21 protein-coding genes are annotated in these 24,105 nt (G+C 63.7%); 14 read left to right on the top strand and 7 right to left on the bottom strand.

Annotated elements, in window-relative coordinates; genetic code table 11:
- Positions 1 to 2 precede the first annotated feature (2 nt).
- The 5 genes from AC5Y4N_RS19235 to AC5Y4N_RS19215 are packed head-to-tail and all read left to right on the top strand — an operon-like array spanning position 3 to position 4,310.
- Entirely contained in the window at positions 3 to 494 is a 492-nt protein-coding gene (locus tag AC5Y4N_RS19235; protein ID WP_005115562.1) for an FAS1-like dehydratase domain-containing protein, read from the top strand.
- Entirely contained in the window at positions 491 to 961 is a 471-nt protein-coding gene (locus AC5Y4N_RS19230; protein ID WP_005086609.1) for a hotdog family protein, read from the top strand. Before AC5Y4N_RS19235 ends, AC5Y4N_RS19230 begins: the two co-directional genes overlap by 4 nt.
- Before the next feature lie 43 nt (positions 962 to 1,004).
- Complete coding sequence (locus AC5Y4N_RS19225; RefSeq protein WP_005086608.1) at positions 1,005 to 1,772, top strand: enoyl-CoA hydratase/isomerase family protein; 768 nt, start codon at positions 1,005 to 1,007, stop codon at positions 1,770 to 1,772.
- 1 nt (position 1,773) lies between these two features.
- Positions 1,774 to 2,586: a TIGR03084 family metal-binding protein gene (locus AC5Y4N_RS19220; RefSeq protein WP_005116473.1), complete on the top strand. Its 813-nt coding sequence runs from the start codon at positions 1,774 to 1,776 to the stop codon at positions 2,584 to 2,586.
- Positions 2,583 to 4,310, top strand: coding sequence for an acyclic terpene utilization AtuA family protein (locus tag AC5Y4N_RS19215; RefSeq protein WP_005119331.1), 1,728 nt, complete (start codon positions 2,583 to 2,585; stop codon positions 4,308 to 4,310). The genes AC5Y4N_RS19220 and AC5Y4N_RS19215 overlap by 4 nt, the downstream gene beginning before the upstream one ends.
- Here AC5Y4N_RS19215 and AC5Y4N_RS19210 read toward each other — a convergent pair.
- From AC5Y4N_RS19210 to AC5Y4N_RS19185, 6 genes are all read right to left on the bottom strand, one after another.
- Positions 4,307 to 4,900 (bottom strand): TetR/AcrR family transcriptional regulator, encoded by a 594-nt coding sequence (locus AC5Y4N_RS19210; protein WP_005086604.1) that lies wholly within the window; start codon positions 4,898 to 4,900, stop codon positions 4,307 to 4,309. The two genes, AC5Y4N_RS19215 and AC5Y4N_RS19210, sit on opposite strands and share 4 nt — an antisense overlap.
- Before the next feature lie 213 nt (positions 4,901 to 5,113).
- On the bottom strand, positions 5,114 to 6,667 hold the full coding sequence (locus tag AC5Y4N_RS19205; RefSeq protein ID WP_005086603.1) for an acyl-CoA synthetase: 1,554 nt from the start codon (positions 6,665 to 6,667) through the stop codon (positions 5,114 to 5,116).
- A gap of 26 nt (positions 6,668 to 6,693) precedes the next feature.
- A complete protein-coding gene (locus AC5Y4N_RS19200; protein ID WP_005086601.1) occupies positions 6,694 to 7,848 on the bottom strand; it encodes an acyl-CoA dehydrogenase family protein in 1,155 nt (384 codons plus the stop codon).
- A gap of 54 nt (positions 7,849 to 7,902) precedes the next feature.
- Positions 7,903 to 9,936: an ATP-binding protein gene (locus AC5Y4N_RS19195; protein ID WP_005116476.1), complete on the bottom strand. Its 2,034-nt coding sequence runs from the start codon at positions 9,934 to 9,936 to the stop codon at positions 7,903 to 7,905.
- Between the two features lie 5 nt (positions 9,937 to 9,941).
- Complete coding sequence (locus tag AC5Y4N_RS19190) at positions 9,942 to 11,543, bottom strand: acyl-CoA carboxylase subunit beta (protein WP_005086599.1); 1,602 nt, start codon at positions 11,541 to 11,543, stop codon at positions 9,942 to 9,944.
- A 351-nt stretch (positions 11,544 to 11,894) separates the two neighbouring features.
- On the bottom strand, positions 11,895 to 12,569 hold the full coding sequence (locus AC5Y4N_RS19185; RefSeq protein WP_005086598.1) for a TetR/AcrR family transcriptional regulator: 675 nt from the start codon (positions 12,567 to 12,569) through the stop codon (positions 11,895 to 11,897).
- Between the two features lie 68 nt (positions 12,570 to 12,637).
- Between AC5Y4N_RS19185 and AC5Y4N_RS19180 the strand changes: the two genes are divergently transcribed.
- Entirely contained in the window at positions 12,638 to 13,507 is an 870-nt protein-coding gene (locus tag AC5Y4N_RS19180) for a metal-dependent hydrolase (RefSeq protein WP_005086597.1), read from the top strand.
- A gap of 183 nt (positions 13,508 to 13,690) precedes the next feature.
- Here the strand turns inward: AC5Y4N_RS19180 and AC5Y4N_RS19175 are convergent, their stop codons facing one another.
- Positions 13,691 to 14,323 carry a TetR/AcrR family transcriptional regulator gene (locus AC5Y4N_RS19175; RefSeq protein WP_005086596.1) on the bottom strand — a complete coding sequence of 211 codons (633 nt, stop codon included), beginning with the start codon at positions 14,321 to 14,323 and terminating at the stop codon, positions 13,691 to 13,693.
- 128 nt (positions 14,324 to 14,451) lie between these two features.
- Between AC5Y4N_RS19175 and AC5Y4N_RS19170 the strand changes: the two genes are divergently transcribed.
- From AC5Y4N_RS19170 to AC5Y4N_RS19135, 8 genes are all read left to right on the top strand, one after another.
- Positions 14,452 to 15,306 (top strand): SDR family NAD(P)-dependent oxidoreductase, encoded by an 855-nt coding sequence (locus tag AC5Y4N_RS19170; RefSeq protein ID WP_005086595.1) that lies wholly within the window; start codon positions 14,452 to 14,454, stop codon positions 15,304 to 15,306.
- A gap of 13 nt (positions 15,307 to 15,319) precedes the next feature.
- Positions 15,320 to 16,243, top strand: coding sequence for a hypothetical protein (locus AC5Y4N_RS19165; protein ID WP_005086594.1), 924 nt, complete (start codon positions 15,320 to 15,322; stop codon positions 16,241 to 16,243).
- Positions 16,240 to 17,733: a flavin-containing monooxygenase gene (locus AC5Y4N_RS19160; protein ID WP_005086592.1), complete on the top strand. Its 1,494-nt coding sequence runs from the start codon at positions 16,240 to 16,242 to the stop codon at positions 17,731 to 17,733. Before AC5Y4N_RS19165 ends, AC5Y4N_RS19160 begins: the two co-directional genes overlap by 4 nt.
- Positions 17,734 to 17,777: 44 nt before the next feature.
- The gene (locus AC5Y4N_RS19155; protein WP_005086591.1) at positions 17,778 to 19,295 is read left to right on the top strand and encodes a flavin-containing monooxygenase; all 1,518 of its coding nucleotides are present in this window, start codon (positions 17,778 to 17,780) and stop codon (positions 19,293 to 19,295) included.
- On the top strand, positions 19,292 to 20,257 hold the full coding sequence (locus AC5Y4N_RS19150; protein WP_016895701.1) for an alpha/beta hydrolase: 966 nt from the start codon (positions 19,292 to 19,294) through the stop codon (positions 20,255 to 20,257). The genes AC5Y4N_RS19155 and AC5Y4N_RS19150 overlap by 4 nt, the downstream gene beginning before the upstream one ends.
- A gap of 76 nt (positions 20,258 to 20,333) precedes the next feature.
- On the top strand, positions 20,334 to 21,863 hold the full coding sequence (locus tag AC5Y4N_RS19145; RefSeq protein ID WP_005086589.1) for a flavin-containing monooxygenase: 1,530 nt from the start codon (positions 20,334 to 20,336) through the stop codon (positions 21,861 to 21,863).
- A 115-nt stretch (positions 21,864 to 21,978) separates the two neighbouring features.
- Positions 21,979 to 23,436 carry a cytochrome P450 gene (locus AC5Y4N_RS19140; RefSeq protein WP_005086587.1) on the top strand — a complete coding sequence of 486 codons (1,458 nt, stop codon included), beginning with the start codon at positions 21,979 to 21,981 and terminating at the stop codon, positions 23,434 to 23,436.
- Positions 23,433 to 24,086, top strand: a complete 654-nt coding sequence (locus AC5Y4N_RS19135) for a transglutaminase-like domain-containing protein (RefSeq protein ID WP_005086585.1) — start codon at positions 23,433 to 23,435, stop codon at positions 24,084 to 24,086. Before AC5Y4N_RS19140 ends, AC5Y4N_RS19135 begins: the two co-directional genes overlap by 4 nt.
- Positions 24,087 to 24,105 lie beyond the last annotated feature (19 nt).

Below are 24,105 nucleotides of genomic sequence, written 5' to 3'. Positions count from 1 at the left end.
GGATGACATTCGGGACCTTCGACGAAGGCCGGGCGTGGGTCGGTCATCGCTCCGAACCGCGGCGTGCGTGGTTCCCGATCGACCGCTCGATGGTGTTGTACTACTGCTCGCTCGTCGAGGACGCGAACCCCCGTTACTGGGAGGGTGAGGACTGCCCGCCCGGGCTGCTGATGAGCCTCGGCTTCGCGCCGCAGTGGGTGCCCGGGTACCTAGCGCGTGCCGACATGATGTTCGCGCTCAGCGTCCCGTTGCCGGGCCACCACATCATCAACGCCTCGACGACGACGGAGTTCGAACGCCGGCCCCGGGTAGGCGATCACGTGTCGATCGTGGAGGAGATCGCCTCGATCTCCGAGCCGAAGACGACGCGGGTGGGCACCGGCGTGTTCATCACCACGGTGAGTACGTTCTCCGACCAGCACGGTGAGGTCATCGGCCGCAACACCAACGTGCTCTTCCGATACGACACCGCCGATAGTGAAGGCGCATCATGAACGGATCCACCGAGCACAGCATGGTCCGCTTCCCCGTGCGGTTCGAGGACATCGCCGTCGGCGACACCCTGACGCCCGTCTCGATCGAGATCAGCTACAAGCGCATCTGCATGAACGCGGCTTCGACATGGGACTGGTTCCCCGGTCACCACGACCCCGACTACGCGCGCAGCCAGGGCCAGCGCACAATCTACCTGTCAACCCTCTTCTTCCATGGCTTCATCGACCGCGGCCTCAACGAATGGGCCGGACCCGACGCGCTCATCCGGCGCCGCAGAATCTCAATGATCCGGTCGATCTACCCGGGCCAGACCGCGACCCTGAGCGGCAAGGTCGTGGCCAAACGCGACGATGGCGGACGGCGCCTCGTCGACCTCGAGTTGCTCGTCTCGAGCGAAGATGGTCCGTGCGTGCCGAGTGAAGCCACCGTTGAGCTGGCCGACCCGTTTGTCGAGGTGCCGGGGTGAACTGCCACTCACATGCGAGACGACGGTGAGGGACGGAGGCTCGGTGGCCGAGCAACCGATTCGCTACGAGGTCGTCGACAGCGTGGCCTGGCTGACGATCAACCGGCCCGAGGCGCGCAACGCGCTGAACAACGCTGTGCGCACGGGGCTTATCGACGCGGTACTCCGCTTCAATGACGACGACGCGGCGAAGGTGCTCGTCCTCACCGGCGTGGGCGATAAGGCGTTCTGCGCCGGCGGGGACTTGAAGGAGATGGCGCAGAACGCGCTCAAGGTGCCCCCGAAGGACTTCGCTCCGCAGTTCGGCCGCAACATCGATGTCGCGAAGCCGACGATCGCGGCCGTCAACGGTGTCGCGTTCGCCGGGGGCTTCCTGCTCGCGCAGCAGTGCGACCTGGTCGTGGCCGCCGAACACGCGACCTTCGCCGTCAGCGAGGTCAAGGTCGGCCGCGGTTCGCCGTGGGCGACACCCCTGTCGTGGCTGGTGCCCCCGCGCGTTGCCATGCAAATCCTGCTGACCGGCGACCCGATCACCGCCGCGCGCGCCCACCAGGTCGGCTTGGTCAATGAGGTGGTGCCGGCCGATCAGTTACGCGAGCGTACCCAGCAGTTGGCGCTCAGCATCGCCGCGAACGCACCGCTGTCCGTGCTCGCGTCCAAGCGCACCGTGTACCTCTCGGCGCAGCACCACCTCGCCGCCGCGTACGACCTGGCCGACGAGATATGGGAGCCGGTCTATCTGAGCGACGACGCGCAGGAAGGCCCGGCGGCGTTCCGCGAGAAGCGCGCGCCGCAGTGGAAGGGACACTGACATGGCGGTGAGCATGCAGTCGGTTATCACCGACATCGAAGCGGAGACGGCAGCCCTACGCGGATTGGTCGCGCCGCTGACCGAAGGTCCGCGCGGCTGGGACGCGCCGACTCCGGCCGTGGGCTGGACGATCCGCGACCAGATCAGCCATCTGGCGTTCTTCGACGACGTCGCGGTGCGCTCGGCCACCGACCCCGACGGGTTCAGCAGCGACTACCTGCCGATGATGGCCGACGGAGCCATCTCACCCGACGTCATCGCCGAGCGCTACCGTCAAATGCCGGCTGCCGACCTGCTCGCGTGGTTCGACACGTCGCGTGCCGCCCTCGTTGCGGCGTTCGCGGACATTGACCCGGCGACCCGCCTGCCGTGGTTCGGGCCGCCGATGAGCGCGGTCTCGTCGCTGACAGCGCGACTCATGGAGACCTGGGCGCACGGCCAGGACGTCGTCGACGCGCTCGGCGCGACCCGCGAGGCCACGGCACGGCTGCGTCACGTGGCCCACATCGGGGTGGGTGCACGCGCGTTCAGCTACCTGGCCAACGGTCTGGACCTGCCCGCGGACCCGGTACGCGTTGAGCTGACCGCTCCGGACGGCAGCGTCTGGACGTGGGGGCCAGCCGACGCGGCCAACCGCGTGAGCGGGCCGGCGCTCGACTTTTGCCTGTTGGTCACCCAACGCCGCCACCGCGACGACACCGCTTTGGTCGCCGACGGCCCGCTGGCCGACCAGTGGCTCGCGATCGCCCAGGCCTTCGCGGGGCCCCCTGGCGGCGGGCGCGTGGCGGGCCAGTTTGCAGGGCGTCAGCGGTGAGCGTCCCGGTCCGCATCGGCAACTGCTCCGGCTTTTACGGCGACCGCATCGCCGCAGCCCGCGAGATGGTCGAGGGCGGACCGATCGACGTCCTGTGCGGTGACTATCTGGCCGAGCTGACCATGCTCATCCTGGCCAAGGCCCAGGCCAAAGACCCGTCCGGCGGGTACGCGCGGACTTTCCTCACCCAAATGGAACAGGTGCTGGGCACCTGTCTCGATCATGGCATCAAGGTCGTCGCGAACGCGGGCGGGCTGAATCCCGCCGGCTTGGCCGCCGCGTTGCGCGAGCTGTCCGCCCGTCTCGGCCTCACCGCGCGCGTCGCTCACGTCGAGGGCGACGACCTACGTGGCGACCTCCACGCAATCACGCCGCCCGTCGGCGACATCAAACCGGTATCGGCCAACGCGTACCTCGGCGCCTGGGGCATCACCGAGGCGCTGCGTTCGGGCGCCGACGTCGTCGTGACCGGCCGGGTCACCGACGCATCCCTGGTCGTCGGTCCAGCCGCCTGGTGGCACGCCTGGGCACCCGCCGACTGGGATCGGCTCGCGGGCGCGGTCGTCGCCGGGCACGTGATCGAGTGCGGCCCTCAGGCGACGGGCGGCAACTACGCGTTCCTGGACGAGATCACGGACCGCCGCTACCCGGGGTTTCCGATCGCCGAGGTCGCCGAGGACGGCTCTTCGGTGATCACGAAGCATCCCGGCACCGGGGGACTGGTCTCAGTCGGCACGGTCACCGCCCAGCTGCTCTACGAGACCGCTGAACCTGCCTACCTCGGCCCCGACGTCGTCGCCCACTTCGACACCATCCGGCTGGCTCAACAGGGTGAGCACCGCGTCGCGATCAGCGGTACGAAAGGCAGTCCGCCGCCGGACACGTTGAAGGTGGCGTTGAATGAGGTGGGCGGCTTCCGTAACACAATGACCATGGTGCTCACCGGCCTCGACATCGGGGCCAAGGCGGCTTTCGCCGAACAGCAGCTCTTCGACGTTCTCGGCGGACGCGACGCCTTCGACGAAGTCGACGTGAGGCTGTTGCGTTTCGACGTCTCCGACGCACCGACGAACGAGCAAGCCTGCGCGCACCTGCGTGTGACGGTGAAGGACGCCGACCCGCGCAAGGTGGGCCGAGCCTTCTCCGGGGGGGGGGTCATGGAGATCGCCCTGGCTGGTTTCGCCGGCTTCCACACCACCACGCCACCGTCCTCGGAGACCGCCTTCGGCGTCTACCGGCCGGCCTACGTAGCGCGGTCGGCCCTCACGCACGTACTCGTCGACGCCGACGGCACACGGCACGAGATCCCCGACCCGCCGACCGGTGCCGTCCCGCCGGCTAGGATCGCCGCGCTCGCGAAGCTGCCAGTGCCGTCCGGGCCGACACGTCGCGCGCCGCTCGGGTCGGTACTCGGCGCGCGGTCCGGAGACAAGGGCGGCAACGCTAACCTCGGCCTGTGGGCACGGGATGACCCTGGGTACGCGTGGGCGCGTGACTACCTCAGCGTCGAGCGGCTGCGCACTCTGCTCGGGCCGGAGACGGCGCACCTGCCCATGGAGCGCTTCGAACTGCCGAACCTGCGCGCCCTCAACGTGGTGGTGCACGGCTTGCTCGGTGACGGGGTGGCCTCCTCGACCCGGCTGGACGCACAGGCCAAGGGGCTCGGGGAATACGTGCGGTCCCGCATGGTGGACATTCCCCAGTCGCTGCTCGACACACACTAAATCCGGTGCGGGGCGCCGTCTACCTGCTGTGTAACCGCGCGGCTGAACAGCGCCGCAACGGCCGCGGCGGCCAGCATCGCCTCAATCGTCGCGTCGTCCAGCGACGCCGGCATGTACGCGGACGCGTTGAGCAATGACAGCACGGCGGCGACCAGGCCCTGTGCGCGCTCACGGTCCAGATCGCCCCGTGCTCGTACGAGTGCCTCGACCCAAAAGGACTCGTAGCTGTGCTGTCGGCGTCGCAGGGCACGGGTCGCCAGCGGCGACAGCGAGCGGTGCTCGCGGGCGTAGACGGCCAACAGGCCGCGTCGTCGCGCGCCGAAGGCCGCGTGCAGGTCGACAAGGGCGTGCAGGACCTCCGTCGGTGTGCCGGCCGTGGTGGCGCGCCGGGCGCCGGCCAGCAGCTCAGTCATGGCGGCGTCGCATAACTCGCGAAGGATCGCGTCCTTGTTCTGAAAGTGCCGGTAGACGGCCGGCCCGCTCACCCCTGCTGCGGCACCGATGTCGTCGATGCCCACGGCGTGAAAGCCTTGCCGCGCGAACAGGTCGGCGGCGGCCTCGAGGAGCAGTTTGCGGCGCAAACCGGCCACTTTCAGGCCTCCTGTCGATTTGTGGTTACGTTGTTCGCCGTCCGATCCGCTGGGCTGGGATCCTACCGACGCTGGGGTTGCCTGCGTCGGCACCCGCCGCACCGAATCGAGGGAAGTGAACGAAACCGCTAGCCCCCGCCGATGCTGTCGATCCTTTTCTCAGTTCATGATTTAGGGGCCCTGCTCCGAACCCGCGATGTGCAGCGGCACGACTCAGCGCAAAACGACTCCGCCCTCGATGCCCGTGAACTGCGCGCGCAGCTCGGTCTTGAGCAGCTTGCCGGTGGCGTTGCGCGGCAGTTCGGCGACGAAGTGCACGTCACGCGGACACTTGAAGTGTGCCAGCCGCTCCCGGCACCACGCCACGATCTCCTCGGCGCTCGGCGCCTGCGTCGCCGGGTCGGCAACCACGACCGCGACGACGCGTTCGCCCCACTTCGCGTCCTTACCGCCGATCACGGCGGCGTCGAACACCGCCGGGTGGCGGAAGAGGACCTGCTCGACCTCGATCGGGTAGACGTTCTCGCCGCCGGAGATGATCATGTCCTTCTTGCGGTCGACGAGGGTGATGAAGCCCTCCGCGTCCATGCGCCCGAGATCGCCCGTGTGGAACCAGCCCCCGCGCAACGCCTCGGCGCTCGAATCGGCCTTCATCCAGTAGCCGGTGAACACATTCGGACCGCGCACGATCAGTTCGCCCACGGTGTCGGTCGCGACGTCGCGGTCGTCGTCGTCGACGATGCGGGCGTCGACATGCATCGCGACGCGGCCGATCGACCCGGCCCGCGTGCTGATGTTCTCGGCGTCGAGGACGGTCACCAGGGGAGCGGTCTCGGTCATGCCGAAGCCCTCGGTGAAGGGCACGCCTCGCTCGCGCATGAAGTCGATGACCGTGAGGGGGACGGGCGACCCGCCGCCCATGGCGAAACGCAGCGCAGACAGGTTGAAGGAGTCGAAGTCGGACACCTGTGTGAGAGCGGTCCACATGGCCGGCACCATGAACTGAACCGTGACGTGGTGGTCGGCCATCGCCTGCAGCGTAGCTCGCGGCTCGAAGGACGGCATGATGACGCTGGTGCCGCCGACGTAGAGCAGCGGCAGGGTGTGTACTCCCAGCCCGCCGATGTGGAACAACGGCGCCACCGCGACGGTGACGTCCTCGCCCCGCAGGCCGATGTCGGTGCCGAGGACGTTGATCGCGTTCCATAGCAGGTTGTCGTGGGTGAGGATCGCGCCCTTGGGTCGGCCCGTCGTCCCCGACGTGTACATGATGAACGCGGGGTCGCTGCCGTCGACGTCACCGTTGAGCGGTTCGGGCGCGGCGCCCGAGACGACGTCTTCGTAGCCGAGCTCGCCCGGCGCCGGCGCCCCACCGGCGCGTACGACATGGCGCACGCGGACTCCGGACTCGGTGACGGCGCTCTTGGCCTGCGCGGCGAACGGCTCGTGGAAGACCAGAACATCGGCGCCTGAGTCGGCCAGGATGTAGCCGATCTCGGGTCCGGCAAGGCGCACGTTGAGCGGAACTGCAAGTGCGCCGATTTTGGCGCAGCCCAGCAGCACCTGGATGAACTCGGTCGAATTGACCAGCAGCATCGCGACCCGATCGCCCTTGCGCACGCCGAGGGCGATGAGTGCGGCGGCGACCTGGTTGGTGCGCCGATCGAGGTCGGCGTAGGTGATGTGCGCGCCGTTGCTGATCAACGCGGTGCGCCCGCCGTTGAGGAAGGCGCGCCGGGTCACCCACTGACCGATGCCGAGTTGCATGCGATTCCCTTTCCGTCCGCGGCGACTCAGTAGGACGCGGGCAGTTTCAGGCTGTGCTGCGCCACGAAGTTGAGGATCATTTCGCGGCTGATCGGCGCGGTGCGCATGAGCCGGGCCGGACCCCACAACGTGGCGAGGCCGTACTCGGTGGCCATGCCGTTGCCGCCGTGGGTCTGAATCGCCTGGTCGAGCGCCAGGATGCCCGCCTCGGCTGCGGCATATTTCGCCATGTTCGACGCCTCACCCGACCCCGGATCGCCGGCGTCGTGCAGGGCGGCGGCACGCTGGGTCATCAACCGGGCCAGCTCGACCTGGATCTTGGCGTGGGCGAGGGGGTGCGATACGCCCTGGTGCGAGCCGATCGGCGCTCCCCACACGTGGCGGTTGCGGGCGTAATCGGCGGCTTTATCCAGCGCGTAACGGCCGATGCCGTTGCCGAGCGCTGCCCCCATGATTCGCTCCGGGTTCAGGCCCATGAAGACCTGGCGCAGGCCCTCGTTCTCCGTGCCGATAAGGTTGGCGGCCGGCACGCGGACGTCATCGAAGAATAGAGTGAACTGCTTCTCTGGAGTGACCGCCTGGACCGGGATGAGTGACTTGGTGAGCCCGGGGACATCGGTGGGCACGACGAGCAGGCTGAGTAGTCCGCGACCACTGTCGTTGGTAGACGTTCGGGTGACGACCAGGATCGCTTCGGCTTCGTCGACACCGGAGATGTAGTACTTGGTGCCGTTGATGACCCAGTCGTCGCCGTCGCGTTTCGCGGTCGTGGAGATGTTGTGCGAGTTCGAGCCCGCGTCCGGCTCGGTGATTGCGAATGCCATGATCGTCTCGCCGCTGGCGATGCCCGGCAGCCACTGCTGCTTGAGTTCCTCACTGCCGAATGCCTGGATGATCGTGCCGCAGATGGTTGGCGAGACGACGGTCATCAGCAGCGGGCAGCCCGCCGCGGCGAGCTCCTCACCGACGATCTGCATGTCGTAGATGCCGCCGCCGCCGCCGCCGTACTGCTCGGAAAGGTTCACCCCGAGGAAGCCCTGTTTGCCCACGGCCTGCCACAGCTCGGTGCTCTTCGCGCCGGCCAGCGATTTTTCCAGGTAGTACTCGTGTCCGAAGTCCTTGGCGATCTCGGCGACCGCCTTGCGCAGGTCCTGACGTTCCTCTGTCTCGTGCAATTCCATGACACTCCTCACATCGGTATCGACGCGCCACCGATCGGGAGCGCGCCGGGTTCATTAGAGCTCGGTGGCGTCCGACGCCACTTCACCGCCGTCCACCGCCTCGACCACGGCGAGGACGTCACCGCTCGAGACCTGATGGCCGACCTGGACCGGCAGGGCGCTCAGCACCCCGTCGATCGGGCTCGCGACGGTGTGCTCCATCTTCATCGCCTCCAGGACGACAAGGGTTTGGCCCGCCGAGACCGTCTCGCCCTCGGCGACCGGTAGTCGGATCACCGAGCCCGGCATCGGCGCGGTGAGCGACCCGGGCGGGTTGAGAGTGCTCGGGTCGACGAAGCGTGGCGCCAGCCGCAGGGCGGAGTAGCCGGCGACCGAGTCGAGGTGGGCAACATCGCCGTCGAGGACGACATCATAAGTGCGGCGCACCCCGTCGACGCGCAGCACCACCCGCTCGCTACTGCCCTCGACAACCTCGACGTCGGCCAACGGCTCGTCGTCGACCTGCAGGCAGGTCCCTGTCGAACCTAACGTGTACCCGACGCGCACTTCGCGCCCACCCTGGGTCTGCCAGGTCGTGGTCTGCGGCTGCGAAGGGTTGTTGCGCCAGCCGGCGGGCAACGTGGCCTGCAGAGTTGCGACGGCACGCCGCGCGGCCACCCCGGCCACGGTCGCCGCGACGGCGTGCAGGCGCTCGGACTGCGTGTCTGGGAGGGCAGCGCCGAGTTGGGCGACGTCGTGTCGGTCAAGGAACCCAGTGTCGGTGCCCCGCCCGGCGAACTCGTCATGGCGCAGGACGCGAACAAGCAGGTTGCGATTGGTGGTCACGCCGTGAATACGGGCGCCGGCCAGCGCCGCCGAGAGGCTGGCAAGTGCCTCGTCGCGCGTTGGTGCCCACGCGATGACCTTGGCCAGCAGCGAATCGTAGTAATGACTGATGACCGAACCGGCACGAAAACCCGAGTCAACCCGCACGCCGGCAAGCGCCGGGACATCCAAGGTGCGCAGGGTGCCGGTACAGGGCCGGTAGTCATCGGCCGGATCCTCGGCGCACAGACGGGCCTCGACCGCGTGACCGCGAATTCGCGGGTTGTGCATCTCCTCAGGCAGCGGGCGGCCCATGGCTACGAGCAGCTGGGCACGCACCAGGTCGAGGCCGGTGATCAGCTCGGTAACCGGGTGCTCGACCTGCAGCCGGGTGTTCATCTCGAGGAAGGCGAAGGAGTCGGCTTTGCCATCCTGAGCGGCGTCGTAGACGAACTCGACCGTCCCGGCGCCTACGTAGCCGACGGCGCGCGCGGCGGCGATGGCGGCCTCGCTCATCCGAGCGCGCAACGCGTCGTCGACGACCGGTGACGGCGCCTCCTCGATCACCTTCTGGTGTCGACGCTGCACGGAGCACTCGCGCTCGAACAGAGAGACGACGTTTCCGTGCGTGTCGGCCATGATCTGGATCTCGACGTGGCGTGGGCGCTGGACGTAACGCTCGAGGAAGACGGTGCCGTCGGCGAACGCGGCGGCGGCCTCACGCGAAGCGGAGGTGACCGCTTCGTCGAGCTCGTCCGGCGACGCGACAATGCGCATGCCTCGGCCACCGCCGCCGGCGCTGGCCTTGACCAGCACGGGGTAGCCGACGTCGGCGGCCAGCTTCGCCAGCTGCTCGGCCGATAGCCCCGTCGTGTCGCCACCGGGCAGCACAGGCACCCCCGCGTCGGACATCGTCTTCTTGGCCTGCAGCTTCGAGCCCATCGCGTCGATCGCCCCGGGCGGCGGACCGATGAAGACGAGGTCGGCGGCGGCACAGGCGCGCGCGAACCCGGCGTTTTCCGAAAGGAAGCCGTAGCCGGGGTGTACTGCGTCCGCGCCGGTGAGCGAGGCAGCGGCGATGATCCGGTGGATGTCGAGGTAGGTCTCAGCGGCAGACGAGCCGGGAAGGTGCACGGCCTCGTCGGCGTCGGCGACGTGCCACGCGTCGGCGTCGGCGTCGGAATAGACCGCGACGGTGGCGATGCCGAGATCGCGGCAAGTGCGGAACACCCGCCGCGCGATCTCGCCACGGTTGGCGACCAGGACCTTGCGGATCTTGGGCATCGCCATCACATCCGGAACACGCCGTAGCCACGCTGGCCACGGACCTCGCCGTTGTGGATCACCGACAGGCAGAACCCGAGAACGGTCCGCGTATCGCGGGGATCGATGATCCCGTCGTCGTAAAGTCGGCCGCTGTTGGCCAGTGCGACGGATTCGCGCTCGATCTGTTCCTCGACGGCGGCGCGCATCTGGGCGTCGGCCTCCTCGTCGAAGGGCAGCCCGCGGTCGGCGGCGGACTCGCGCGCCACGATGGACAGCACTCCGGCCAGTTGCGCCGGACCCATCACGGCCGACTTCGAGTTAGGCCAAGCGAATAGGAAACGCGGCGAGTACGATCGCCCGCACATGCCGTAGTTCCCGGCACCGTAGGACGCACCCATGGTGATGGTCACGTGGGGGACCGTGCTGTTGGATACGGCGTTGATCATCTTGGCGCCGTCCTTGATGATGCCGCCCTGTTCGTACTCGGCACCGACCATGAAACCGGTGGTGTTCTGCAGGAAGATGAGGGGGGTGTCGATCTGATTTGCCAGTTGGATGAACTGCGAACCTTTCTCGGCCTCCTCACTGAACAGGATGCCCCGTGCGTTGGCGAGGATGCCGACTGGGAAGCCGTGGATCGAGGCCCAGCCGGTGACGAGTGACGTGCCGTAGAGAGGTTTGAACTCGTCGAAGGCCGAGCCGTCGACCACTCGGGCGATGACGTCGCGGGGGTCGAAGGGCACCTTCGGATCGACCGACGCGATGCCGAGCAGCTGATCGGGGTCGTGCACCGGTGGGTGCGGCGGCGTGGTGGGTCCGGGGCCGTTCTTCCGCCAGTTGAGCCGCGCCATGATGCGACGGCCGATGCGGATCGCATCCTGCTCGTCCTCGGCCATGTAATCGGCCAGCCCCGAGGTGCGGGCGTGCATGTCGGCGCCGCCGAGCGACTCGTCATCGGAGACCTCGCCCGTGGCCATCTTGACCAGCGGCGGACCCCCGAGGAACACCTTGGAACGGTTGCGAACCATCACGACGTAGTCGCACATGCCCGGGACGTACGCACCTCCAGCGGTGGAGTTGCCGAAGACCAAGGCCAGTGTCGGCAGCCCCGCTGCGCTGTGCTGTGTCAAGTCGTGGAACAGCTGTCCGCCGGGCACGAAGATGTCTGCCTGTGTGGGCAGGTCGGCGCCGCCAGACTCGACGATGTTGATGATGGGCAGTCGGTTCTCCCGCGCGATGGCCATGCCGCGGAACACCTTGCGGAAGGTATAGGGGTTCGATGCGCCGCCGCGGACGGTGGGGTCGTGGGCGATGATCATCGACTCGATGCCCTCGACTACGCCGATGCCGACCACCACGCTACCGCCGACGGGGAACTTACTGCCCCAGGCGGCGAAGGGACATAGTTCGAGGAACGCCGTGTCGGGGTCGAGCATCAGCTCGATGCGCTCGCGGACGAGCAGCTTGCCCCGCTTGCGGTGGCGCGCAACGTATTTCGCGCCTCCGCCGCCGTTGACCAGCGCCAGTTGCTCCACGATGGTGTGGAGTTGCGCGCTCAGTCCTTCGCGGTTCTTGAGATACCCGGGCGCGGTGTCGTCGACCCGGTCGGGCAAGACCTGTACCAAAATTTTCCCTCCGGGCGAGCATCGACGTCATCTGCTAGGCGCTGATGTTAGCCGCAATTAACATCAGGTGACAACGGCGGCAGGGCTTGCGTCAGATTTGTTTCCCGCGCCGCGATTCCGTCGAAGCGCGATGGATCGAAGCGGTGCGCTTCGCTGCAGATCGAGCGATCAAAGGAATTGACTGCGGGCGCGACGGCACACACAGGGCCCTTGCTAGGTCGTATCGAGTTCCTCGTCCGGCGCGCGTGGAGTCTACGGTCGCGATCTCGGGTGAACGCCAGCAGTGATTATCAGCGTCGCGCCATGCGCCTCAGCCAACCGAGTCGTATATAAATCCGGGTCGGTCAGAATCTATCGGGTCTCGTCAACTGCGGCCAGCCGCGGAGCGGCCTGATCAGGCGCCTGCCCGAGGGTATATAGGCCGAGACTGCCGAGAAAACCCGCACAGTGCTCGATAAGCATTTCAGTCGAGAGGTTCAGTTGTCCGTCTATCCAGCGACGGAGTATCTCGAACAGGCCCCCGACACCGTAGGTGGCGGCGAGATCTGCGACTTGAAGCACCTCGCTGGGTATATCGAGGTGCAAGCGGGCCTCTCTGAGCACCAGCTCCGCAAAATCGGTCATCAGCTCGCTTCGCAGCTGCCGAAGGAGGGGTTCTGCGCCCGATTCGACAAACAGTATGCGGGCCATGCTGGGATCGTTCTCGATCACCTGAACCAGGGCCTTGATCGGAGCGTAAGCGAGTTCTTGAGGAGCAACCGTGTCGTCCGGAATGGCGCTGGTTATCACCGCCTGGAAGGTGGCGGAGATCTTGGCAAATACCGCGCGCAAGAGTGCGTCTCGGTCGCGAAACTGCTGGTAGAAGTACCGGCTCGTCACTCCTGACTTCGCACACACGGCGGTCACGGTGCACGCGGTAGCTCCGTGGGTGCCCATGATTGAGACCGCGGCATCAATCAACATCACGCGGCGCTGCGCATCGCGTTGAGCTGCGGACAGCCCGCCATAAACACGTGCTGGACTCATGTCCTACAGTCTGGCAGTCTTATCTGACAAGGCATAAAGTCAGATCCAACTTCGAGGAAGGACCTCCAGTGTCGGAAGATCAAGCCCGGACCAGGACCCGCGTGCTGCCAAAACCCAGGCGTGTTCGTTTTCCGATGCCGACCTCCACGAAGCGGCAACACTTCGTGGATGGCGACCTGGTGATGAGCCATTTCATCTCGGTGCTTTCTGCGACGTTCCCGGAAGGCGAGGATTTCTTCATCCGATCGGTCAGGAACTTCCAGAGCTCCATCGACGATCCCCAATTGGATACAGCGGTCAAGGGTTTCATCGGACAAGAGGCCACACATCGACACCAGCATCGTCTCCTCAACGAGCGACTCCAGGTCATGGGGTATCCGACGGCGCGAATCGACCGTCATGTCGCACGCCTGATCAAGCGATTGGAACGGCGCTTTTCGCCGGAAATGCGGCTGTCCATGACCTCCGCGTTGGAGCACTACACCGCTACGCTGGCAGAAATCATTCTTACCAGCGAAGACGCCCAGAAGCTCATCGGACAGACAGAGGTTCGACCGATTCTGCTGTGGCATGCCTTCGAGGAGTCGGAGCACAAAGCGGTTGCCTTCGATGTCTATCGGCTCGTGGGAGGAACCGAGCGCACCCGTGTACGCGGCATGCGGATCGCTTCAGTAATTCTGTTCGGCGAACTCATTCTGCAGACTGCCCTGTCCATGGCCGCTGACAAAGCCTCATATAACCCGGTCACGTTGGTGCGCAGTCTGTACCGCTTCAGTCGCACCCCGATGTTCACCGCCGATGCGCTGCGGCGTTTCCGTTCCTACAATCGCCCGGGTTTCCATCCTGATGATTGGGACAGCGCCGCGGTCCTGGAGCATTGGAGCAAAGAACTGTTCGACCAAGACGGTTCACAGCGAGTTATCGCTTCGTCGGGATAGCAAAGATGCGGAAGTGCGGCGACGCAGGAGCACCGTTCCTGCGTCGCTCCTTCCGAACAGGGTGCGACGCGTCGGTCGACTCACGGATTCGGTGCTCGGTGGCCGGTGAAGGTGGCGGTCGGACCCGCAAATGCGGTTCGCAGCGATCGCCACGGGGCTGGCTGGCCCTGTTGTGAGCCTCGATCAGTCGCTGATGACATAGCGTTGAGCCAGGGTTTCAGCAAGTCTGCTGGTGTGCGCGACCACTTCTTTCTCGGTCACCGCAAGCAAACCGGAGTGCCAGGCGGTGATGACTTCGACGAATCCCCCGACAGCGATCAGGGTGTCCATGCGAAGGGCTATCTCGTCGGCATCTTGTCGGAGGTGTGGCCGGCTTGCCTCAACGACCAACTGCGTTGCTTCCTGTAGCGCCACGGCGCGGCGGTCTTGTAGCGGTGAGCTACCGACATGCTGAGCGAGGAGGATGCGTGCCCGGCCGGGATCGCGTGCGATCCGGTCGACCACGATGGTGATCGCCGCGGTGATGGTTTCGATCGGCGGCCGATTCGCACGCTCGTTGAAGAGCGCGGCGACCTCGCCGAGCATGTCATTGCGGACGCCATCCCACGCAGCAACGAGCAGCTCATCGCGCGTCTTGAAGCCCTCGTAGAAGTATCGATCGTTCAGCCCTGTGCGGGCGCATACGCCGCGCATAGTGACCGCGGCCCAACCGCTCTCACTCCAAATCTCGGTTGCGGCCTCGATCAATTGCTGCCGTCGCTCGGCACGACGCTCGGCCCCGGTCCGACCACCCCAGCGCTTGTTTCTCGACCGCACCTCTCCATCTTGACAAGGTGCTCGTTCCACCACCAAACTGGTGGCATGCGACACCAATGGTGGCTGGTGCCCCCAGATGAGAGTTTCCCCACAGCAGACGTCCATGTCGCGACCCGAAAGGCAGACGGATGAGATTGCTGCCCTTCGGCGGCGCACCAGGCAGAACGCACCGCGCCGATGCAGTCGTCACGGGCGCAGGAAGCGGTATCGGCCGCGCATTCGCCGTGGAGCTTGCGCGCCGAGGTGGACGCGTGGTGTGCGCCGACAAAGATCCCGTCACTGCAAAAGAGTCGGCAGAGTTGGTGAGGCAGGCTGGCGGCGAGGGCTTCGACATCGCATGCGATGTCACCGATCTTGAGCAGGTCCGCAACCTCGCTGATGTGAGCGAAGACTGGTTCGAGAAGGCTGCGAGCCTCGTCATCAACAACGCCGGAATCGGTGCGGGCGGCAACCGCATCGGCGCGACGTCGATCGAGGACTGGAACGCGGCGATTTCTGTCAACCTCTGGGGCGTTATCTACGGCTGCGAGACTTTTGTGCCTCGGCTCCGCAGCAATGGGCATGGCGGAGTCATCAATGTGGCGTCGGCAGCGAGCTTTGGCTCGGCCCCTCGGATGGCGGCTTACAACGTGAGCAAGGCCGGGGTGCTCGCTCTGTCGGAGACATTGGCGGCCGAACTGAGCGGTACTGACATCAACGTCACAGTGCTTTGCCCCACCTTCGTGAAGACGAACATCGTCAACAATCCTCAAATCGACGAGGCGGCTGCAAGACTCGCGGCCAACCTGATGAAATGGACCGGCATTTCGCCACAGCACGTTGCTCGAACGACGTTGAACGCGCACGATCGCGGACAAATTTATGTAGTACCCCAACTCGATGCCAAAGTCTTGTGGCAACTCAAGAGAGCCCTACCCGGCCCCTTTACTCGCACGCTGGGCCTCGTGGAGCGCATGGCCTCATGGAACGATTCAGCCGAGTAGAGGAGCAGGGAAAATGGCTTTCGCATACAGTGACATGCTCGAGACAATCAAAAACAAGCAATGGGCTCTTGCCGATATCGATTGGAACGCCCCTGGCGCGGAACTGATCACCGATGAACAGCGTCCCAAACTCAAGCAATTCATGTCCGACGTGGTGTGGATTGAGCATGTTGGAGCACGTGCCTTCGCCGCGATGGCTCCAAAGGCGCCATTCGAAGCGCTCGGAGACATTTACCGTTACTTTCACGCCGAGGAGCAGCGTCACGCCAATGCCGAACTTGCCTTGATGCGTCGCTGGGGCATGCTCGAGGAAGGCGAGAAACCGGTCCCGAACAAGAATATTCGGCTGGTCATCGAATGGCTGGACCGTTATGCGGAAGCCCTGCCCCTGACCGTCATCGGGGCCGCGATTCCGGCACTGGAGACTGCGCTCGATGGAGCGCTGCTGAAGTTTCTCCTCGATGAGGTTGACGACCCTGTGTGCGGGGAGGTGTTCAACAAGGTCAACAGCGACGAATCAAGGCATCTCGCGGTTGGCTTCCAGGTCTTGAATGACCTGGGCGCCAGCCCGATGCGAATCCACGCCATTCAAACTGCGGGTGCTCTTGTCGACCCGCGAATTCTCACCGGCGCTTTGCTGTATATCCCGCTCCTGACGCGCATGTTGATGAATCTCAACGCTATGGGTCTGTCCGAGGAGAAGTTATACAACGCAGTGACGCGGTATGCCAATGTCGGCGATCGCAGTGAGCATACGCGGAGGGTGCCCGGCTATCACATCTTGAAGGCGCACATGTCGTCGTCCATCAAGCGGTCCCAGCCTCTGCACTTCGTGTCTCAGCGCCTTGGCAATGCGATCGATGTTTTCCCTGTTCAGATTTTCGGTCGGCCGCCATCCTGGACGGACGAACTGACCTACGAACCGGTTGCCAAATGACAGGCACCACGACGACGTTGATCGTCGGCGCCGGGTTCGCAGGTATCGGTGCGGCGATCAGACTGCTTCAAGAGGGCACGGATGACTTGGTCATCCTGGAACGGTCAGATCGCGTCGGAGGCACCTGGCGAGACAATACTTATCCCGGTGCGGCCTGCGATATTCCCTCGCTTCTCTACTCCTACTCGTTCGAGCCGAATCCGGGCTGGACTCGTACCTACTCGGGGAGCGCTGAGATCCTCGAATATATCGACGATATGGTCGCCAAGTACGATCTTGCCCGGTTCATCCAGTTTGATACCGACGTGACTGCCTTGGAATTCGATGAGAGTGCCGGCATCTGGATGGCCGACACGGCAGATGGAAAGCGGTATCACACCCGGTCAGTTGTGATGGCCAGTGGACCACTTGCCAACGCCAGCTTTCCCGATATTCGGGGTATTGACTCGTACGGTGGAAAAAAGATCCACAGCGCTCGATGGGACCATGGCTACGATCTCGGCGGTAAGAGGGTTGCAGTCATCGGGACAGGCGCGAGCGCGGTTCAGATCATTCCCGAGCTCGTAAAGTCGGCTGCCTCGGTCAAAGTCTTCCAGAGAACGCCCGGCTGGGTGTTGCCCAGGGTGAACTTCAGGCATCCGGCCTGGGCGCGTTCGACCTTCACACACCTGCCGGTGAGCGAACAAGCGCTCCGCGACGCGTGGTTTTGGGCCCACGAAGTGATGGCAGTGGGTATGGTCTGGAACACCGCCGCGACGTCCGCGATACAGCTGGCGGCCAAGGCTCATCTCCGTCGGCAGGTGAAAGACTCCTGGTTGAGACGTCAGTTGACGCCCCATTTCAGGCCTGGATGCAAGCGCATGCTCATGACCAGTGATTATTACCCTGCGCTACAGGCGGATAACTGCAAGCTGATCAGCTGGCCGATCGCCACATTGTCACCCAACGGTGTTCGGACCGCCGACGGTGTCGAGCACGAAGTGGACTGTATCGTATTTGCCACTGGCTTCGATGTGGCCAAACGTGGCACCCCGTTCCCGATTAGCGGCCTCGGCGGTCGGAAGCTCGGCGATGAATGGTCTCAGGGGACATTTGCCTTCAAGAGCGTGAGCGTGGCCGGGTATCCGAACTTATTCTTCACTTTCGGACCGAATTCGGGGCCAGGCCACAACTCGGCGCTCGTATATATGGAGGCTGCAATTGACTATATAGTCAAGGCGATCAAGCTCCTTCAGCAAAATGACATCGGCACTTTGGATGTGAGGGAGGATCGTCAGGACCGCTATCACTCCGAAATTCAGCGCCGCCTTCGACGAACGACTTGGAATTCGGGGTGCAGCAGTTGGTATTTGACCGAGGACGGCTACAACGGCACGATGTACCCAGGTTTCGCGACCCAGTTTATGAGAGAACTATCCCGCTTGGATCCTCATGATTACGTGATAACCCGGCGCGACGATACACACGTCGAGCTGACGCAATCACTCTGAATACAAGTTTGCAAGGCTGACCGTCAGAACGGTGAAATACAGGAATGGATCGCAAGTCCGACCGTAATTACGAGATAATTATCATAGGAGCTGGATTTTCCGGCATCGGGTCTGGCATTAGCTTGATGAAGGCGGGATTTACCGACTTCTTGATGGTTGATGACGCCGATGGCGTAGGTGGTACGTGGCACTGGAACACCTACCCGGGTATCGCTGTCGATATACCGTCGTTCAGTTATCAATTCTCATACGAAATGCGGCCCTCTTGGTCGCGCACGTACGCCCACGGCAATGAGCTCAAAGCCTATGCCGAGCGATGTGTTGAAAAGTATCGGCTCTGGGACCATATTCGTTTCAACACAACCATTACCGAGGCTTGTTTCGACGAGAACGCAACACGGTGGCATTTGACCAGTGCCAATGGTGAGGAGTTCACGGCACGCTTCGTGATAAATTGCTCCGGCGTTCTCAGTCGGCCAAAGTGGCCTGAAATCAAGGGGGTGCGAGATTTCGCCGGCGTTACGCTCCACACGGCTAGATGGGACAATGCCAAAGATCTCAGCGGGAAGAGGGTTGCAGTAATCGGTACCGGTGCATCGGCGGTGCAACTGATACCCGAAGTCGCAAAGAAAGCAGAGAGTCTGACGGTATTTCAGCGAACTCCAATTTATTGTCTGCCGAAGCCAGACTTCCCCATACCGACGTGGGGTGGAAGGCTTCTACATTTCCTGCCGGGGGCACAATTGGCGACCCGGACCGCCAGCCAGGCGTTCGTGGAAATCACTTTCCCAATCGCCGCTCACTTTCATACGGTGATACCGTTCGCCGATGTCATGGAGAGCGCCGCAAAGCGGTACATGCGGCGTGAGGTCCATGACCCGACGACGAGAGAACAACTCATTCCGCGCTACTCGTTGGGCTGTAAACGACCCAGCTTCCACAATTCCTATCTCGCAACCTACAACCGGTCCAACGTTTCGCTCGAGACGAGCGGCATAACCCATATCGACCATGCATCCGTCCATACTCGAGACGGCAAAGCTCATCCCATTGACGTCTTGATCCTGGCCACCGGCTTCAAAGTGATGGAGTCGGGCAACATGCCTACTTACGTATTGAAGGGACGCGGCGGGCTGGAGCAGGCTACATGGTGGGGCGAGCATCGACTGCAGGCCTTCGAAGGGGTGAGCGTCCCGGGATTTCCGAATCATTTCAACATCTTCGGCCCGTACGGCTACAACGGTTCCTCGTACTTCACGCTCATCGAGGCGCAGAGTCGGCACATCGTCCGGTGTCTTCGTCGCGCGCGGGCGCTGGGTGCTAACTGGGTGGAGGTCAAGAAGGAGGCGAACGACCGTTATTTCGCCGAAGTGCTAAGGCGGCGTCACAGACAGGTTTTCTGGCAGCCGAGCTGTTCCAGTGCCAACAGCTACTACTTCGACAGGCACGGTGACGTTCCACTCCGTCCATCAACGACTCTGGAGACCTATTGGCGGAGCCGCACCTTTCGCCTCTCGGACTACCGATTCGAGAATCGGCCCGAAGAGGTGTGTCCCCGGTGACCAGAATGGATGCCCCTGACTGGCAGCCCAGTCTTGCCAGTCATCTCGTCGCGATGTCCTCGCGAACCACGCTGCGGCCACTGGCGCAGCTGATGCCATCAAACGCCTACGGACTTGCGGTGATGGATCGCGTGCTTCGAACAGCGCTCGTAGCCTCACGGCCTCGGCGCGGCGTCACAGTGCGCAAGGTTGACACTGTATTCGCCGGAGGCCCGGTTCGTGGGGACTGGATCACCACGCCTGCCATTAATCCGCATGCCAACCCTTTGCTGTACATCCACGGCGGCGCCTATTCTATGTGCTCGCCGGAGACGCACCGCGGTCTTCTTGGTGAACTCGCCTCGGCGAGCGGGCGCCCCATCTTCGCAGTGAAGTATCGTCTTGCCCCGCGGTATCCCTATCCCGCAGCCGCGGACGATGCGCTGAATGCGTATCGCTGGCTTACCAGCGGAGGGTCCCCGGGTTCTTGTCAGCGCACCGTCGCGGTTGCCGGCGATTCAGCGGGCGGTCAGCTCACGATGGCCACGGCCTTGGGCGCTCGTGCAGTTGGATTGCCGCTCCCTGATGCGATGCTGCTGATGTCTCCCGTCCTGGATCTCAGGTGCGAACTTGCCAGAGCGCGTGAACTTCGCCGCCGGGATCCTTTTGCCTCCGCTCAATCAGCGGCGCGCGCTCTTGACCTCTACGTAGGTGGCGCAGATCGCGGAGATCCGCGCCTCAGCGTGCTTGACGCGGACCTCACCTCGATGCCGCCGATCCTCATTCAGGTGGGCGGGAGAGAAATGTTGATCGATGACTCGCGCCGTCTCGCCGAGCGACTTCAATCAGCTGGATCCCACGTCGACATCCAGGTATACCGGGGACAGATCCATGTATTCCAGGCTATGTTCCGGATTCTTCCCGAAGCCCGAGACGCGATTCATCGAGCGGGACGCTTCCTTGAAGCCTCGGAAGTCAGGTGAAAGTGTCCGAACAGGCAATGCTCCTACACCTACACCACCTCGACCGCCGCAGCGTGAAGTCAGTCGTCTCTGCCTCATGAGCAGCAACTTCGCGACGGCCTGTCGCGCGTACGATCCGTCGATCGTGATCATCGGGGCCGGCTTCGCCGGGGTTGCGATGGCCCACCGGCTGAAGAAGGACGGGTTCACGAACTTCACGATCCTGGAAAAGGCTGCAGACATCGGGGGTGTTTGGCGTGACAACACCTATCCGGGAGCGGCCTGCGACGTGCCGTCAGCGTTGTACTCACTCTCGTACAAGCCCAATCCTCGTTGGTCACGGCGATATGCCGAGCAGCCCGAGATACTCAAGTACCTCCAACAACTCGTGGAGAGTGGCGGACTGGCCGCGCATCTGCGTACCCAGACCGAAGTTGTCGCAATGACCTTCGATGACCAGCCAGGGCGTTGGACCCTGGTTACGAACTCGAACGAGACAATAACCTGCGATGTCGTCGTCTCGGCCGTGGGTCAGCTCTCCTTGCCCCACGTACCCGTTATTGCCGACGCAGACACCTTCCAGGGGCCGCGCTTTCATTCGGCGCGTTGGGACCGATCGGTTTCGCTTCGCGGCAAGCAAGTAGCCGTCATCGGCACAGGAGCTAGTGCCATCCAATTCGTGCCACACATCGCCCAGGAGGCGGAGCATGTCACGCTATATCAGCGCACGGCTCCGTGGATCTTGCCGAAGTGGGACAGCAGGTATGGAGTCCTTCACGACAGGGTGAGCGAGTTATTGCCGATGGCGCTGCGCCTCGAGCGTTTCGCGGTATGGCTAATTTTCGAGTTGCTCGCTGTGACGCTAGTCGACGCGAAGCCCCTCTCACGCGTCCTCGGTGCGATCGCGCGCCGCCACCTACATCGGCAGGTTGCTAGCCCATCTTTGCGCGAGCAATTGATGCCTTCGGACGCGCCAGGGTGCAAGCGAGTGCTGTTCTCGAATGATTACTATCCAGCAATCGCGAGTGATCGCGTGTCGTTGGTGCCGAAGGCTATCGCAGAGCTCTGCGACAACGGTGTCAAGACCGTGGATGGAAAGTTTCGTCCTGCAGATGTCGTGATCTACGGAACCGGGTTTCGCGCCACCGATTTTCTCGCCCCGATGTCCGTGCGCGGCTCTCGCGGAGTCTCCTTGGCCGAGGGTTGGAAGACCCAGGCGTACGCATATCTGGGCATCACTGTCCCCATGTTCCCGAACCTGTTCCTGCTTTATGGTCCCAACACGAATGTGGGCTCGGGGTCGATCCTCTACATGATCGAGTCACAAGTCCGTCACATCGCAACGCTCATCAAAGCCGTGGCTGCTCATCCGGGTCATGCGATCGATGTCAGGGCGGAGAGCGCGCAACGCTACAACACGCGCTTGAGAAGGCGACTACGGAGGTCGGTGTGGGCGCTGTGTGCGAGCTGGTATCGAACCTCGAGCGGGGAAATCCCGACGAACTGGCCGGGGCCTACCTTGGTTTATCGACTCCTTACCCGGAAGCCGCACAGCGGCGATTACGTCTTGAGAAACGTCGGGCGTCTAAAGGTCGGAGACCCTGCAGAACCGAGCCTGGCCGACTAAGGGCACGAGACGCGCACTTAACCGCTAGGCCAATAATGTCTAGATATTGACATCAATGGCATCTTTGTAAAGACTGGTGGACGCCGTCAAAGCGGCCCAGCGTCCAGGAGGAACCATGACGAATCACCTTCTCGCACCTGCGCACCACGTGAAGGAGCGGTTGTCCTCTGTGATCATGGTCCCCGCGCCTCACGCCGTCGACGACAGATGGCGTCGATGGAGCCGGGACTGGCCGGTTCGTGAACTGGCACCGGCACCCGCGGGCAGTGGATTGAAAGCCGTCCGGGGGGATGCCGGACTGCCCTTCGTAGGTCACACGCTCGACTACATCCGATTCGGCTCGGATTTCAGTCGAGAGCGCTACGACCGTCTGGGTTCGGTGTCGTGGATGGGCGCGTTCGGCACCAAGATGGTGGTCATCGCCGGCCCTGACGCCACTCGAGAGGCGTTCACGAGCGAAGCGAAGGCATTCTCTCAGGATGGCTGGTCCTTCCTGATCGACGCCTTCTTCCATCGCGGTTTGATGCTCATGAGCTTCGACGAGCACTTGATGCACCGGCGCATCATGCAGGAGGCGTTTACGCGTCCGCGCCTGACCGGATACGTCGAACAGGTAACGCCATGCGTTCGCTCGGCAGTGCCTGCGTGGCCGGTGGGCCCGTCGGTTCGAATCTACCCACTGTTGAAGGAACTCACCCTCGACATCGCTACCGACGTCTTCATGGGCGGCCGCGGCAAGGACGAGAGCGATGCTGTCAACAAGGCGTTCGTCGCTACGGTCCGGGCGGCGAGTTCCCTTGTGCGTGCTCCGCTTCCGGGAACCAGATTCCGCGCTGGTGTGCAAGGGCGGCGCGTTTTGGAGGACTACTTCTTCCGGCATCTGCCGGCCGCGCGAGCCGGTGAAACGGAGGATCTGTTCGCTGCTCTCTGTCAAGCCACGACCGAAGACGGGGAGCGGTTTTCCGACGAGGATGTGGTGAATCACATGATCTTCTTGATGATGGCGGCCCACGACACCTCGACGATCACCACCACAGCGGTCACCTATTTCCTTGCCAAGTATCCGCAGTGGCAGGAGGCTGCGGCTGCGGAAGCCGCGGCCATCGGTGACGGGTTGCCGGACATCGAGGCCCTGGAGAAGATGACGGTCATCGACCTCGTGATCAAGGAAGCGCTCAGACTGCTTGCACCTGTTCCGCTGGTGATGCGCAAGACGGTTCGAGATGTCGCCATCGATGGATATCACATCCCCTCGAACACGTTATGCGCTATAACGCCTGCCGTAAATCACTTCGATCGAACGATCTGGAGTGATCCGGGGCGGTTCGATCCCTCACGTTTCGACGAGCCTCGGCGCGAAGACCAACACCACCGATTCGCCTGGGTTCCGTTCGGAGGTGGAGCGCACAAGTGCATCGGCATGCAATTCGGGACGCTCGAGGTCAAAGCAATCCTGCACAGGATGCTGCGTTCGCTCACCTGGACGGTGCCGGAGAACTATCACGTCCGATGGGACAACACCTCCCTGCCCATTCCGGTGGACGGACTTCCGTTGCAGTTGAAGCGCCGATGACCGTCGACCACAGGCCCTACCTCGAACCCACGGAGTTTCTTGACTGGCAACAAGATTCGGTACGTGACTTCGTGTCATCGACGATCCGTGATGCCTGCGGCGACACCGAGAAGGCCATCGCCATCTTCACCGCGGTCCGTGACTCCATTTGGTACGACCCCTACACGGTGACCGACAACCCGCACGCGTATCGCGCCAGCACCGTCGCGACCGCAGAACGGGCCTACTGCGTCCCGAAGGCCGTGCTCTTGACTGCAGCGTGCCGAGCGGCGGGAATCCCGGCGCGGCTGGGGTTCGCCGACGTCCGAAACCACCTCCAGACCAAGGCATTGCGCGAGCGGATGGGTGGTAGCGACGTTTTCGTCTACCACGGCTACAGTCTCATGTTCCTCAACGGTGCGTGGGTAAAGGCCACCCCGGCGTTCAATCGCGAGCTGTGCGCACGCTTCGGTGTCTCGCCGATCGAGTTCGACGGCCGTAGCGACGCGCTACTCCATGGTTTCACCGCTGACGGCACCCAGCACATGGAGTATCTGCGCGACCGGGGAGCCTACGACGATCTACCCCTAGCAGACATCCTGCAAGCACTGAGAACGCATTACGGCACATTCATCGATCAGCCGAACAGCCGTCCCGACCTCTTCGCCTGAAAGGGCACTACACGATGCA

Source organism: Mycobacterium sp. NGS19, from assembly GCF_059813155.1.
Note: the sequence above shows the minus strand (reverse complement) of the source record. Positions and strands in the feature narration are given on the sequence as shown.